Source organism: Mammaliicoccus sp. N-M50, from assembly GCF_022386995.1.
GTDB lineage: Bacteria > Bacillota > Bacilli > Staphylococcales > Staphylococcaceae > Mammaliicoccus > Mammaliicoccus sciuri_A.
Genome location: NZ_JAJNJA010000002.1, coordinates 1 through 13,167, shown reverse-complemented (window position 1 = coordinate 13,167; position 13,167 = coordinate 1). Strand labels below are relative to the sequence as shown.

Sequence of the window (13,167 nt, the reverse complement as noted above, 5' to 3'; positions counted from 1 at the left end):
TTACAATTAAAATTATGGGTATACAGTATAGCTAATTACACTTCTCGCCAAACTTGTTCATAACGGGGGTGTTGTGAACATTTCTTGCCAAACTTGTATATAACGACTGCCTTATGAACACTTTCGCCGAAACTTGTTCGTAACGATGGCCTTGTGAACACTTCTGCCCAAACTTGTTCATAACGGGGTTGTTAATTACAAAAGTCGGCTGAACTGTCACTATGGACGGCGTTGGTTACAAAACTCGGCTGAATTGTTACTATGGACAGCCTTAATTACAAAACTACTGAGAATTGTAATTACTGGTCTCCTTATTTGCACTTCTCGCCAAACTTGCTAATAACAACCCCAGTATTTGCACTTCTCGCCAAACTTGCTAATAACGACACCAGTATTTGCACTTCTCACCAAACTTGTTCATAACGACGGTCTTGTGAACACTTCTCACCAAACTTGCTAATAACGGCACCAGTATTCAGACATATTTAAAGGCTGAGACATTTTTCTTGTCTCAGCCTTCTCTTCATTCTAATTATTCTCTTTAAATAAAAACATTTCTTGATTATATTTTGGAAGTATTTTTAAACAAACTTTATGTACGATATATGCAAATACAAACGGTATGACGAAATATGCTACGCCTAGTATTAATATATTTAAGAATACTGATCCTTCCATAAATTTTAACGCGTTTGCTGGTCCAACAAATCCGGTATAACCAAACCCAGTAGACATTGGCGTACCTTTTATGCCAACAAAATAAGTGAGTAATCCACTCATTAGTCCATTTATGATTAATGGTACTACGATGATAGGATTTTTGAAATATACAGGAATCATCATTTTAGCAGCTCCGATGATAAGTACGATATTGATACCTTTATCGTTTACTTTCCATGACCCCATTAAGAAAGTCACACATGCTGCAACAATCCCCATATTGCCAGCTCCTGAACTTAAACCATTTAAACCGACCGCAGTAGCAATTGCTACAACTGAAATTGGCGTTACCATTAATAATGCATAAGTAATCGCAATCAATATACACATCATTAAAGGATTCAATGTAGAAAATTGTTCTATTAATTTGCCGATTCCTTTTGTCACATTACTAACATATGGAAGTGTCAACATACCTATAAATCCACTGACAACTGAAATAATAATTGGCATAATCAACATATCTAAAGAACCAAATTTTCCTTTCAATTTAATCATCAAGTAACAACTGATAATTAAAACAACGATTAAATTGACGACATCCCCTATACTTACAAATATAAATTGACCATTTTGTATTTTCACAGCGCCTGAACCTATTAATCCTGCAGCGCCAATCATAACTGTATCAGTAGCTTGGAATTTAAATTGATGTGCAACAACGATGCCTATAATAAAACTCATCGCAAACTGCATAAGTAATAATGCTTGATTAAACATTTCTAATAGCGGATGAAACTGTGATAAATAACTAAATAACACACCAAGTATGGCGTTAGGTATTAATGCTATAACAATGCCTACACCTATACCATTTAAAATATTAAAGAAAAATTCCTTTACTGTGAAATGTTTATCCATAAAATGCCTCCTGAAATAATATGTATTAATGATATATGACTTTATTTTTATAGACAATGCTATTTTTACTATTTTACTTTACTTTGGTATAGTTTAATGTAATAGTTTAAATAACAACGTTGTTATAGGAGGATTTTTACATGTTTAATATGATTTCACAAGATAAAAATACAATTGTAATCAGTGACAGGCAAAACGAGCATTTCTTTACAATCCGCATATTAGAAGATTACTTAATCAATATTAAATCTTCTACAGAGAAAAAGATCACTTTACCGACTTGGACCATTACACCTGGAGATACTGAATTACCTTTCGAAGGTCTCTCTAGATATGATCAATCTAACTTTTCATGTCCACAATATGAAATTTCAGAAGAGCAACACCATATTATAATTAAGACAAAGTTATTAAAACTTATCATTGATAAAGAAGATTTCTATTGTAGTTGGTATGATTTAAGTTCATCTGACAAAGAAATTAAAATTATGCAAGACCGTAAGACAGGCAGTTATCAACATCAAATATCAAGAAATCATCCGACTTGTCATTATTTAAATAGAGATAAAAATGAAATGTATTTTGGTCTCGGTGAAAAGAGCGGAAAAGTAAATAAACATGGCAGACGATTCAGAATGAAAAATATAGATGCTATGGGCTATAATGCTGAAACGACTGATCCTCTTTATAAACATATTCCTTATTATCTCACATACAAAACTGATGAAAATGTAGCATTTGGTATCTTCTATGATGATTATCAAGACTCTATTGTAGATCTTGGGCAAGAGTTAGATAATTATCACGGTCATTATAGATATTATGAAACTAAGTCAGATTTTCTTGATTATTACGTTATTGCCGGTCCGACTATTCAACAAGTAACGACGCGTTTTAGTCATTTAACAGGTAGACCAACACTCATGCCTGAATGGAGTTTGTCTTATTCTGGCTCAACAATGCAATACACAGATTTGCCAAATTCAGATGAAAGACTGATATCTTTTCTAAATCAATGTAACACACATAATATTACGATTAGATCTTTCCACCTTTCATCAGGTTATACATCCATTCATGATAAGAGATACGTTTTTAATTGGAATTATGATAAATTTAAAGACCCAAAATCTTTTGGAAAAGCTTATACAGATCAAAATGTAGAATTAGTTGCGAATATTAAACCTACCCTACTTACAGATCATCCTTTACTAGATGAAGTATTAGCCTTTGATGGATTTATTAAAGATATGAATGGCCAACCGCTTCTTGTACAATTTTGGGATGAAAAAGGATACTACTTAGACTTTACAAATAAAGACACTATTAAATGGTGGCAATCAAAAATAGAACAACAATTATTATCTAATCATGTCAATTGTACATGGAATGATAATAACGAATTCGAAATTTGGGATGATAAAGCTAAAGTAAATGGTTTCGGCAATGAAGCAAATTTCCAAGATTATAAAGCAATTATGCCTATATTAATGATGAAAGCATCAAGAGAAATTCAACAACAATATCATAAAGAAGAATATCCTTATATCATTAGTAGATCTGGTGCAGCTGGTATGAGTAAATACGTTCAAACTTGGACAGGTGATAACTATACGAGTTGGCATACATTAAAATATAATAATGCTATGGCAATTGGGTTAAGTCTATCTGGTGTTTATAATTTCGGACATGATATTGGCGGTTTTTCTGGTGATAAACCAGAAGCAGAATTATTTTTAAGATGGGTACAATGTGGTGCTTATTATCCAAGATTTTCAATCCACTCATGGAATGATGATGGTTCTGTAAATGAACCTTGGATGCATAATGAAGTCTTATCTGAAGTTAAACAAGCCATGCACTTCCACGAAAAGCTTAAACCATATCTTCAGTCATTAGTTGTACAGGCACATGAGGCGTATGAACCAATTATTAGACCTACTTTTTACCAATTTGAAAGTGATATTAATACTTTTGAAGAAAATGAAGAATTTATGTTAGGTGAGCATATGTTAATTGCCCCTATCGTAGAAAAAGCTCAACTAGAAAGAACAGTCTATTTACCTAAAAACAACAAAGGTTGGATTGATTTTCATAGCGGCGAACAGTTTGAAGGCGGTCAAACAATAACTGTAAAAACGACTTTACAACATATTCCAACATTTGTAGTAAAAGGCGCAGAGATACCAGTTTATCAAGATGATTTAAAAACAATTGAAAATCTAAAGTTCTAAATAAATAAGAACCTAAGACAACATCGTCTTAGGTTCTCTAATTTTATATAGCATCTACGCCTTCTATATTATATAATGACACGGCGTTATTAAAGCAAATATCCTTAATAATTTCAGAAAGAATTTCATCATCATCAATGATTTCTCCTCTTTCCACACGTTTACCAATCATTTCACATAAAATCCTTCTAAAATATTCATGTCTTGTATATGATAATAAACTTCTTGAATCAGTTAACATACCAACGAAAGTAGATAACAATCCAACATTTGCGTATTCTACTAAATGTTGTTCCATTCCTTCTTTAGTATCATTGAACCACCATGCAGCACCTAGTTGCACTTTGACTTTATCTGAAGTAAAGTTTCCAGCTGTTGCTTGCACCATTAAGTGATCATTTGCATTATTAGGATAAATAATTGTATCTGATAATGCATCATTTTGATTTAAATGATCTAAAAATCTATTTAAGTCAGAAGAACTGAGCATATCACCTACACTATCAAATCCAGCATCTGGACCAACTTCTTCAAACAATAATGTATTATTGTTTCTCACTGGTCCAAGATGAAACTGTACAACCCAATTATATTTTTTATACGTTTTACTTACTTCGGTTAAAATATATCCAGATAATCTACTTAAATCTTCCTCATCTATGTGTTTACCTTGCTTAATTTGTTCAAAATACTGTTCAGCTTGGTCTTCAGTTACATCCACTTTAAGTACTTTAGCAAAGCTTTGATCAGAACTTCTTGCGCCATTTTTATGGAAGTATTCAATTCGTTCATTGAGCGCATTAATATATTCTTCCAAATGATTTATTTTTCTTTCTGTAGCAATTTCTAATTGATTAATAGATGCTTCTACATTATCTTTCGTTAAGGCGATATAACGATCCGGTCTAAATGTTGGTAATACTTTAACATCAAATGACTTATCCTCACGAAGTAATTGATGATATTTCAAATCATCACATGGATCATCAGTTGTACAAATGATTTGGACGTTGCTTCTTTCTATTAATTTTCTTGGAAGAAATTCTGGTTGTTGTAAACTTTCATTTAACTGATTATATAATTGTTCTTTATCAATTTTATTTAAATTTTCATTGATATTGAAATACCTTGCTAACTCTAAATGACACCAATGGTACATTGGATTCATGATACTTTTAGGCAATAAACTTATAAATGCTTCGAATTTTTCTTTATCAGTTTTGTCTCCAGTAATATACGACTCATCTATTCCATATGCGCGCATTAAACGCCATTTATAATGATCATGTTTTAGCCAAACTTCAGTAATCGTATTAAAAGGTTTATTCTCATAGATTTCTTTTGGATCTAAATGACAATGAAAATCAAAAATTGGAATATCCTTAGCTATATTGTATAAATCCTGTCCTTTTTCAGATTGAACAATAAAATTTTCTTTAATTAAACTCATAAATACTCACCTTTCCTATAGCCCAAGTAATTTTGGTAAAAATAACGATAATTGTGGTACGAACGTAATTAATAACAACAGTATAATTAAAATAATAAAGTATGGTATTAATGTCTTAATGACACTTTCAATACGTACATTTGCAACACTACTACCAACAAATAACGCACTACCTACTGGAGGTGTTATATTACCTATACATAAGTTAAATGCGATTACTATACCGAAATGAACTGGATCTAATCCAATACTTTCTGCAATCGGTAAGAAAATTGGAGTGAATATAAGTACTGCTGGTGTTATGTCCATAAATGTACCGATGATTAATAAAATTAAATTCATTAACAGTAATAATAAAATTGGATTTTCAGTTAATGATAATATACCGCCAGAAATCGCTTCTGGTAATCCTGTGAAACTCATAACGAGTGAGAATAATGCAGATGCTGTAATTAAGAATAAAATCATACCTGTAATTTCTACTGTTTCTATAATAATCGCAGGTATATCTTTAATTTTTAAATTTTTATAAATAAGTGACAGTATAAACGCATATAGAACTGCGACAGCTGCACCCTCTGTTGCTGTGAATATTCCAGCTACAATACCACCGATTACGATAATAATTAATAGTAAACTTGGAATAGCATCTAAAGTTAAAAATAATTTATCTTTCCAACTCACTTTTTCAGAAACTGGATAGCCATGTTTTTTAGCTAAAAAGTAAGCAACAACCATACAACCTAGGCCCCATAGAATTCCAGGAACGTAACCAGCAATGAATAATGCAGCAATTGATGTTCCACCACTTACTAGTGAATAAACAATCAATAATGAACTTGGTGGAATTAATAATCCTGAAGGTGCTGAAGCAATATTGGCAGCTGCAGAATATGATTTTTTATAACCTTGTGTTGTTTCCATCGGTGTCATAATTCTACCCATAGCGGCAGCAGCTGCTACACTTGATCCTGAAATCGAACCAAACAACATATTCCCCACAATATTCGTATGTGCTAAAGAACCAGGTAATCTACCTACTAACACTTTTGCAAAGTTAATTAATCTAAATGCAATACCACCGTTATTCATCAATATTCCAGCTAGTACAAATAGCGGAATGGCAAGCATTGTAAAGTTATCAATACCAGTTACCATTCTTTGGGCAGCAGTAAGTATTGTGACATCAAACGGGAAAATAAGTATTAACGTTAATAATGAACTTAAAATAATTGAAATAGCGATTGGAATACCAAATGCTAAAAATATTGCTAAAGATACAAATAATACGATTCCAGCAATTGTTGTCATTACACTTCACCGCCTTCATCATTTTCAGGTAACTCATTTGTTATAATGCCTCGAATTGAATAAAAAGCAATGAAAAGTCCTGATATAGGTAACGCACCATACATTAGCGCCATTGAAACACCTGTAGCTGGTGCATATTGAGTCCAAGTAAGTGCTACAATTTTAATACCACCGTATATCATCAAAATTAAAGCAACTAATAAAATAATGATATTCGTCAATCTTTCTATAAATAACTGTGCTTTAAGTGGAAACTTTTCTCTTATAAATAAAATGGCAATATGTTTTTTCTTACCAAATACATATGCTGCACTTAACAATGCAAACCAGATTAACAAGAAGCGAATGATTTCTTCACTTGTCGTACTTGGCGTGTTCAATATATATCTTGTTATCACTTGCCAAACTGATAAAATGACCATCACAGTTATCAATACACCAGACACAGAAAGCAAAGTTCTATCAATATAATGTGTTAATTTATTCATTTTGTTCTGCCTCCTTAATCAATTTGTATTGTTTTTCTGTTCCTTTATTATTTTTAAATTCTTCTTGTAGAGGTTTTACAGCTTTTTTGAAAGTAGACTTATCTACATCATGGAATTTCACATTCATATCTTCTTTGGCTGATTTAATTGCCTCTTTAATGGCTTTATCCCAGATGACTTCATGCTTTTCAGTAGATGATCTTGCTGCGCTTTTTATCCATCCTTTTTCTTCTTTCGTTAAATCATTGTATGCTTCCTTATTCATAATTAAAATATCAGGAACGATAGCGTGCTCAGTATTATAATAATTTTTTGCAACTTCTCCATGTTTATTGTCGGTCAATGCTGTTTCATTATTTTCAGCTGCATCAATAACACCAGATTGAAGTGCTGTATAAACTTCACCAAATGCCATTGGAGTTGGTGTACCACCTAATGACTTAACTAGTTGCACACTTGTTTTACTAGGCTGAACACGTGTTTTTAAACCATGTAAGTCTTTATTCGTCTTTATTTCTCTATCTTTTGTATAAATATTTCTTAATCCTGCGTCATAGTAAGTAATACCTACAAACCCATTATCTTTAGTCGTATTAAAGAACGAATTTTGTACTTCAGGTTTTTTCATAATAGATCGGAAACTATCTTGAGATTTAAATAGATATGGCATACTAAATAAAGAATACGACTCAGAAAAACTTTCAAGTGCACTTGCTGACACTTTTGTAAATTGAATGGCATTTGTTTGTGTCATCTCAATTGCTTCCCGTTCACTTCCAAGTTGTCCGTTCGCATATATTTTAATTTTTAATTTGCCATGAGATTTCTTTTCTACTTCTTTTTTAAATTCTTCTAAAGATTTATGTACTGGATGTGTTGTTGATTGATTGTGTGCTAATGTTAAAGTCTTAACATCTTTATCTTGTGCGTCACTTTGTTGGCATCCATACAAAACAGTGAATACGCTTACAATTAACAGTAAAATTTTTTTCATCTCTCATCCCCCATTAATTTTAAAAAAGTAATCAAATTGACTACTTCTTTAATACTTATTGATAAGTATAAATCAAATGAAACAAAATAACAACGTTGTTATTTATAGAAAATGTGTACTTATGGTATAATATAGAAAATAATATTTAAAGGAGACTCACATGGCTGTAACATTAAAAGACATAGCAAATGCCTGTGGTGTTAGTTATTCAACAGTAAGTAAAGCGTTAAAAAATTCTCCTTTAGTTACTGCTGAAACAACAGAGCGCATACAGCAAAAGGCAAAAGAAATGAATTATATTCCTAATAATTCCGCTCGCTCTTTAGTCTCAAACAAGAGTCAAACAATTGGACTCATTTGGCCATCAGTAGACAGAGTTGCAGTTTCAACTCTTGTTTCAGAAATCAATAACTTTTTAAAGAATACTGGATATTTTATGTCAGTATCAATCGATGATGTGGAAACTGCTGCACATAAATTTTTAGAATTACGATTTGATGGCATCATCGTATTTGATGAAGGAGAAGCTTCTACCTTACCAAGTATCATTAGTTCAAATATCCCAGTAGTTGCCTATGGTACAGACCGAGAGCTCGAATATCCTATTGTAAATGTTAATCATAAACAAGCAATGATTCTTTCTTTAGATGATTTAATGCAAAATAATATAACAAATATTTGCTATATTGGGGATCTCAACACTGATGATATTCGACAAATTATAAAGAAAGAAACTTTTGAACGTTATTGTAAAGAACACAATCTTGAATATAATATGATTGATTCAAGAGGACTATCTGCTGAAGATACATTTTTTGCATTAAAATCATATTTGACTAATCATACGTTGCCAGAAGGTATCATTTGCGGAAGTTACGATATTACTTTAGGACTCGTTCACACTTTAAAAGATTCACTTGATCAACATATTGTGTACTCATACGACAACGTACCTCAATTTGACCATATGGATACAGTGATTCATTCAGTCGGTGTCCCTACTAAGAATATTGCTGAAGCGTTAGTTAATATCCTTATCAATGCAATTGAATCTAAGGAAAATCAACCAAATGTCTATCATCTTGAGCCTGAATTAGTAAAGCGGAAATAAAGACAAAAAATGACTACAAAATTGTAGTCATTTTTTTACTGTTGTTCCTTGATGGAATCTCATCTTCCACTCAGATTGTTTTCTAATCCATAATGTACTCCGCTTAGTTGTTATATGATCAGTTTTATTGATTAATTCATAAGTGGTTAGTACAATACCTTTTTGAATTTTTTCAACTATAAAATCCGAAATCTCATAATCAAATGTATGTAAAGTGCCCTCTTCAATATCTCGTTTATATATCATTCTGCCAGACTTACCTATTTCTTTAAAATCATCATCAAGTAAATTTAAGATAAACGACTTATCCTTTCTATTACTCGCATCCAAATGTGCACATTCTAATTCATAAAATTGCTGTTTAATAAATTACACCTACTTTATCTTTGTAAATATAGTTCAACTTATATGCTAAAATAATAACATAGTAATAAGTATAATCGAGGGGGTAAGTAAATGACAAATTTAAAAGAAGTAGCTAAACGAGCTGGCGTTTCACCAAGTACCGTATCACGAGTAATTAATAACCACCCTTATGTTAATGAAGAAAAAAGACAAAAAGTACTTGATACTATAGAAGAATTAAATTATATACCAAATATCAATGCAATTCATTTAAAAAAAGGTAAAACAAATTTAATAGGTGTTGTATTACCGTTCTCTAATCATCCCTACTTTTCGCAATTAATTCAAGGTATTTCTGAAGAAGCGATTAAATCAAACAAAAAAATTGTTTTATTCCAAACTGCCTATGATACTGATCAAGAAATTGACGCTTTGGAAATGTTAAAATTAAAACAAATAGACGCACTTATTATTTGTTCAAGGAATATTTCATTAAATATAGTTGAACAGTACATAGAGTATGGACCAATTTCTATATTCGAAAATATTTCAAACTCCAAATTTAGAACAACATATATTGATCACTACAACGCCTTCAAACAAGCATTAAATCATCTATACAATAACGGACATAGACATATTGCATGTGCCATAAATAGAAGAAATAGCACTAGTTCAATTTTAAGAATAAAAGCATATAAAGACTTTTGCAGTGAGAATGCTTTACCCTTCAATGATCAAGATATATTTGAGAATTTTGTATTATTAGAAGATGGTCAAAGACTTGCTCAAGAAATTGATAATAAAGAAAATCCACCTACAGCAATTGTTGTTTCTGGAGATAACACAGCTGCAGGATTGTTTATTAGTTTAAATGACGAACAAAAGAAAAACATATCTATCATTGGGTTTGAAAATCATAAAATATCTAAATTGTTAGACCTTACTACAATAGAGATTCCCCTCTTCCAAATTGGTAAAAGTTTGTTTAATCAACTATATGAAGATAAACTGAATAACTATTTATTTGAGACAAAACTTATTAAAAGAAACTCAGTATTTAAATTTAACCATTGACATGAAATGCATTTCATAGATTATCCTTTAATCAATCACAAATATTAGGGGGTAATTAAAATGAACAAACAAAAAGTTGGTATTGATGGTTGTAATATTACTTCAGAAATTTATGTAGAAATACTTCAACACACTAGCAATATTGATATTGTCGCTTGTACTGATGAGAGCCTATCAAAAGCAATTAGTATGAAAAACAAATATGATATCCCTCAAGTAATGACAAGAAGTAAAATGTATAAAGATAAGAAAATTGATTATATTATTAAACTTTAAAAGAAACTCTAAATAAATAGCATCTCATTCTACTGATCTACAGTAAAAATGAGATGTTATTTTTTAAATCTACGATTTTGCTCATGCATGCTTGCCTAGGGTATGGTTCGAGCCTGTAGTCTCTCACTCATACTATTCCCTCAGGCGTCAGCACTTCACAAAATCGTTAATATGGTCAGTTCTTAAAGCTCTAACTGTGACCACAAAGTGACCAAAAATTTGAACTTATATGTTTCTAAATGGTTTATTAACAAACAAAAAAGCCGTAAACCCAACGTTTACGACTTAAATGTTTATAAAGATTCGATATAATATACCGGTGGTCGGGTTCGAACCGACACGTCCTCAACGGACACGGGATTTTGAGTCCCGCGTGTCTGCCAATTCCACCACACCGGCTTAATAAAAATCCTACAAAAAAATCTTCCCAATGGAAGAAATAAATGGAGCGGAAGATAGGACTTGCACCTATATCTCATTCCGGGAAGGAATGTATTCTAAAAGTTGAAATACTCCCGCAAAGTTATTAATGGAGGCGGCAACCGGATTTGAACCGGTGAATAGAGGTTTTGCAGACCTCGGCCTTACCACTTGGCTATGCCGCCAGACTACTGGGCTAGCTGGATTCGAACCAGCGAGTGACGGAGTCAAAGTCCGTTGCCTTACCGCTTGGCTATAGCCCATTAATATAAAATAAGGGCGGCTGATGGGAATCGAACCCACGAGTGTCGGAACCACAATCCGATGCGTTAACCACTTCGCCACAGCCGCCATGGCAGGGGCAGTAGGAATCGAACCCACACCAAAGGTTTTGGAGACCTCTATTCTACCGTTGAACTATGCCCCTATTAAATTAAAATAATAATGGTGGAGGGGGGCAGATTCGAACTGCCGAACCCGAAGGAGCGGATTTACAGTCCGCCGCGTTTAGCCACTTCGCTACCCCTCCGTTAGATGGTGCCGGCCAGAGGACTTGAACCCCCAACCTACTGATTACAAGTCAGTTGCTCTACCAGTTGAGCTAGGCCGGCAAAAAGTTAAAAGATGGCTCAGGACGGAATCGAACCGCCGACACAAGGATTTTCAGTCCTTTGCTCTACCGACTGAGCTACTGAGCCATACATTAATTTTTAAAAAATGGCGGTCCCGACGGGAATCGAACCCGCGATCTCCTGCGTGACAGGCAGGCATGTTAACCGCTACACCACGGGACCATCATTAAAGCTATTGCGGGAGGCGGATTTGAACCACCGACCTTCGGGTTATGAGCCCGACGAGCTACCGAACTGCTCCATCCCGCGATAATAATATTAAGTTACAAATATAATGGCGGAGGAAGAGGGATTCGAACCCCCGCGAGCCGTTAAGCCCCTGTCGGTTTTCAAGACCGATCCCTTCAGCCGGACTTGGGTATTCCTCCAATATATAAGTATGGACCTTGCAGGACTCGAACCTGCGACCCAACGGTTATGAGCCGTTTGCTCTGACCAACTGAGCTAAAGGTCCAAAATTTAAAATATGTATCATATTGAAAATTTTAATGGCGGCGGAGGGGATCGAACCCCCGACCTCACGGGTATGAACCGTACGCTCTAGCCAGCTGAGCTACGCCGCCATAATGGTATTATTTTTAAATGGTGGAGACTAGCGGGATCGAACCGCTGACCTCCTGCGTGCAAAGCAGGCGCTCTCCCATCTGAGCTAAGCCCCCATTTAATATGTAAATTTTTAAAGAGTCGGGAAGACAGGATTCGAACCTGCGACCCCTTGGTCCCAAACCAAGTGCTCTACCAAGCTGAGCTACTTCCCGTAACCAAAATGGTCATTACGCGCCCGAGAGGAGTCGAACCCCTAGCCTCTTGATCCGTAGTCAAACGCTCTATCCAATTGAGCTACGGGCGCATATTAATATGGTGCCGAGGACCGGAATCGAACCGGTACGGTAATCACTTACCGCAGGATTTTAAGTCCTGTGCGTCTGCCAGTTCCGCCACCCCGGCAAATAATGGAGCAGAAGACGGGATTCGAACCCGCGACCCCAACCTTGGCAAGGTTGTATTCTACCGCTGAACTACTTCTGCAAAATTAAATGCTTAAATCATATTAATAATAATGCGGGTGAAGGGAGTCGAACCCCCACGCCTTGCGGCGCTAGATCCTAAGTCTAGTGCGTCTGCCAATTCCGCCACACCCGCTTAAATGGTGAGCCATAGAGGATTCGAACCTCTGACCCTCTGATTAAAAGTCAGATGCTCTACCAACTGAGCTAATGGCTCTAAAACATGGTGCCGGCCAGAGGA

Annotated in this window: 10 protein-coding genes and 21 tRNA genes; 4 read left to right on the top strand and 27 right to left on the bottom strand. The window is 34.1% G+C overall.

The features are described from left to right. Positions 1 to 528 precede the first annotated feature (528 nt). Positions 529 to 1,581, bottom strand: a complete 1,053-nt coding sequence (locus LQ622_RS03395) for a PTS sugar transporter subunit IIC (RefSeq protein WP_239774711.1) — start codon at positions 1,579 to 1,581, stop codon at positions 529 to 531. Between the two features lie 140 nt (positions 1,582 to 1,721). On the opposite strand from LQ622_RS03395, the gene LQ622_RS03390 reads away from it, so the two are divergent. Further along, complete coding sequence (locus LQ622_RS03390) at positions 1,722 to 3,815, top strand: glycoside hydrolase family 31 protein (protein WP_051575453.1); 2,094 nt, start codon at positions 1,722 to 1,724, stop codon at positions 3,813 to 3,815. Between the two features lie 43 nt (positions 3,816 to 3,858). Here the strand turns inward: LQ622_RS03390 and uxaC are convergent, their stop codons facing one another. From uxaC to LQ622_RS03370, 4 genes are read right to left on the bottom strand one after another with little or no spacing between them, the layout of a single operon-like run. After that, the gene (gene uxaC / locus LQ622_RS03385) at positions 3,859 to 5,265 is read right to left on the bottom strand and encodes a glucuronate isomerase (protein WP_204168551.1); all 1,407 of its coding nucleotides are present in this window, start codon (positions 5,263 to 5,265) and stop codon (positions 3,859 to 3,861) included. A gap of 15 nt (positions 5,266 to 5,280) precedes the next feature. After that, positions 5,281 to 6,576 (bottom strand): TRAP transporter large permease, encoded by a 1,296-nt coding sequence (locus LQ622_RS03380; RefSeq protein WP_126477930.1) that lies wholly within the window; start codon positions 6,574 to 6,576, stop codon positions 5,281 to 5,283. Then, positions 6,576 to 7,064: a TRAP transporter small permease gene (locus LQ622_RS03375; RefSeq protein WP_025904787.1), complete on the bottom strand. Its 489-nt coding sequence runs from the start codon at positions 7,062 to 7,064 to the stop codon at positions 6,576 to 6,578. The genes LQ622_RS03380 and LQ622_RS03375 overlap by 1 nt, the downstream gene beginning before the upstream one ends. Continuing rightward, entirely contained in the window at positions 7,057 to 8,058 is a 1,002-nt protein-coding gene (locus tag LQ622_RS03370) for a TRAP transporter substrate-binding protein (protein WP_239763148.1), read from the bottom strand. The genes LQ622_RS03375 and LQ622_RS03370 overlap by 8 nt, the downstream gene beginning before the upstream one ends. Before the next feature lie 160 nt (positions 8,059 to 8,218). On the opposite strand from LQ622_RS03370, the gene LQ622_RS03365 reads away from it, so the two are divergent. Next, a complete protein-coding gene (locus tag LQ622_RS03365) occupies positions 8,219 to 9,169 on the top strand; it encodes a LacI family DNA-binding transcriptional regulator (protein ID WP_239763151.1) in 951 nt (316 codons plus the stop codon). Positions 9,170 to 9,196: 27 nt separating this feature from the next. Here LQ622_RS03365 and LQ622_RS03360 read toward each other — a convergent pair whose 3' ends face one another. Beyond that, the gene (locus tag LQ622_RS03360; RefSeq protein WP_107578066.1) at positions 9,197 to 9,535 is read right to left on the bottom strand and encodes a nuclear transport factor 2 family protein; all 339 of its coding nucleotides are present in this window, start codon (positions 9,533 to 9,535) and stop codon (positions 9,197 to 9,199) included. A gap of 90 nt (positions 9,536 to 9,625) precedes the next feature. Here LQ622_RS03360 and LQ622_RS03355 point away from each other — a divergent pair, with 90 nt between their 5' ends. Together LQ622_RS03355 and LQ622_RS03350 are read left to right on the top strand one after the other, a co-directional pair. Continuing rightward, positions 9,626 to 10,591, top strand: coding sequence for a LacI family DNA-binding transcriptional regulator (locus LQ622_RS03355; RefSeq protein ID WP_239763155.1), 966 nt, complete (start codon positions 9,626 to 9,628; stop codon positions 10,589 to 10,591). Positions 10,592 to 10,651: 60 nt separating this feature from the next. Continuing rightward, complete coding sequence (locus tag LQ622_RS03350) at positions 10,652 to 10,867, top strand: hypothetical protein (protein WP_048539822.1); 216 nt, start codon at positions 10,652 to 10,654, stop codon at positions 10,865 to 10,867. A 314-nt stretch (positions 10,868 to 11,181) separates the two neighbouring features. Here LQ622_RS03350 and LQ622_RS03345 read toward each other — a convergent pair. From LQ622_RS03345 to LQ622_RS03245, 21 genes are all read right to left on the bottom strand, one after another. Then, positions 11,182 to 11,266 (bottom strand) — tRNA-Leu (locus LQ622_RS03345). A gap of 45 nt (positions 11,267 to 11,311) precedes the next feature. Then, positions 11,312 to 11,386: transfer RNA gene (locus LQ622_RS03340), tRNA-Gly, on the bottom strand. A gap of 11 nt (positions 11,387 to 11,397) precedes the next feature. Continuing rightward, a tRNA-Cys gene (locus LQ622_RS03335) sits at positions 11,398 to 11,472 on the bottom strand. A gap of 6 nt (positions 11,473 to 11,478) precedes the next feature. Continuing rightward, positions 11,479 to 11,550 (bottom strand) — tRNA-Gln (locus LQ622_RS03330). Between the two features lie 15 nt (positions 11,551 to 11,565). Then, positions 11,566 to 11,638 (bottom strand) — tRNA-His (locus LQ622_RS03325). Between the two features lie 2 nt (positions 11,639 to 11,640). Continuing rightward, positions 11,641 to 11,714, bottom strand: a tRNA-Trp gene (locus tag LQ622_RS03320). An 18-nt stretch (positions 11,715 to 11,732) separates the two neighbouring features. Further along, positions 11,733 to 11,816 (bottom strand) — tRNA-Tyr (locus LQ622_RS03315). Between the two features lie 6 nt (positions 11,817 to 11,822). Then, a tRNA-Thr gene (locus LQ622_RS03310) sits at positions 11,823 to 11,898 on the bottom strand. A gap of 14 nt (positions 11,899 to 11,912) precedes the next feature. Next, a tRNA-Phe gene (locus LQ622_RS03305) sits at positions 11,913 to 11,985 on the bottom strand. A 20-nt stretch (positions 11,986 to 12,005) separates the two neighbouring features. Next, a tRNA-Asp gene (locus LQ622_RS03300) sits at positions 12,006 to 12,081 on the bottom strand. Positions 12,082 to 12,094: 13 nt separating this feature from the next. Next, positions 12,095 to 12,168, bottom strand: a tRNA-Met gene (locus tag LQ622_RS03295). A gap of 26 nt (positions 12,169 to 12,194) precedes the next feature. After that, positions 12,195 to 12,287, bottom strand: a tRNA-Ser gene (locus tag LQ622_RS03290). Positions 12,288 to 12,299: 12 nt separating this feature from the next. Further along, positions 12,300 to 12,373, bottom strand: a tRNA-Ile gene (locus LQ622_RS03285). Between the two features lie 35 nt (positions 12,374 to 12,408). Beyond that, positions 12,409 to 12,482: transfer RNA gene (locus tag LQ622_RS03280), tRNA-Met, on the bottom strand. 20 nt (positions 12,483 to 12,502) lie between these two features. Further along, positions 12,503 to 12,578 (bottom strand) — tRNA-Ala (locus LQ622_RS03275). A gap of 25 nt (positions 12,579 to 12,603) precedes the next feature. Continuing rightward, positions 12,604 to 12,677, bottom strand: a tRNA-Pro gene (locus LQ622_RS03270). An 18-nt stretch (positions 12,678 to 12,695) separates the two neighbouring features. After that, a tRNA-Arg gene (locus LQ622_RS03265) sits at positions 12,696 to 12,769 on the bottom strand. 9 nt (positions 12,770 to 12,778) lie between these two features. After that, a tRNA-Leu gene (locus LQ622_RS03260) sits at positions 12,779 to 12,867 on the bottom strand. Between the two features lie 6 nt (positions 12,868 to 12,873). Further along, positions 12,874 to 12,948: transfer RNA gene (locus LQ622_RS03255), tRNA-Gly, on the bottom strand. Positions 12,949 to 12,980: 32 nt separating this feature from the next. After that, positions 12,981 to 13,062 (bottom strand) — tRNA-Leu (locus LQ622_RS03250). Positions 13,063 to 13,067: 5 nt separating this feature from the next. Next, positions 13,068 to 13,143: transfer RNA gene (locus LQ622_RS03245), tRNA-Lys, on the bottom strand. Between the last annotated feature and the right edge of the window lie 24 nt (positions 13,144 to 13,167).

Excerpts from the sequence above, each read along its gene's own strand:
- LQ622_RS03390 (WP_051575453.1), top strand. The coding sequence starts at position 1,722 with ATGTTTAATATGATTTCACAAGATAAAAATACAATTGTAATCAGTGAC.
- LQ622_RS03380 (WP_126477930.1), bottom strand. The coding sequence starts at position 6,576 with ATGACAACAATTGCTGGAATCGTATTATTTGTATCTTTAGCAATATTT.
- LQ622_RS03365 (WP_239763151.1), top strand. The coding sequence starts at position 8,219 with ATGGCTGTAACATTAAAAGACATAGCAAATGCCTGTGGTGTTAGTTAT.
- LQ622_RS03350 (WP_048539822.1), top strand. The coding sequence starts at position 10,652 with ATGAACAAACAAAAAGTTGGTATTGATGGTTGTAATATTACTTCAGAA.
- LQ622_RS03375 (WP_025904787.1), bottom strand. The coding sequence starts at position 7,064 with ATGAATAAATTAACACATTATATTGATAGAACTTTGCTTTCTGTGTCT.
- uxaC (WP_204168551.1), bottom strand. The coding sequence starts at position 5,265 with ATGAGTTTAATTAAAGAAAATTTTATTGTTCAATCTGAAAAAGGACAG.
- LQ622_RS03370 (WP_239763148.1), bottom strand. The coding sequence starts at position 8,058 with ATGAAAAAAATTTTACTGTTAATTGTAAGCGTATTCACTGTTTTGTAT.
- LQ622_RS03355 (WP_239763155.1), top strand. The coding sequence starts at position 9,626 with ATGACAAATTTAAAAGAAGTAGCTAAACGAGCTGGCGTTTCACCAAGT.
- LQ622_RS03395 (WP_239774711.1), bottom strand. The coding sequence starts at position 1,581 with ATGGATAAACATTTCACAGTAAAGGAATTTTTCTTTAATATTTTAAAT.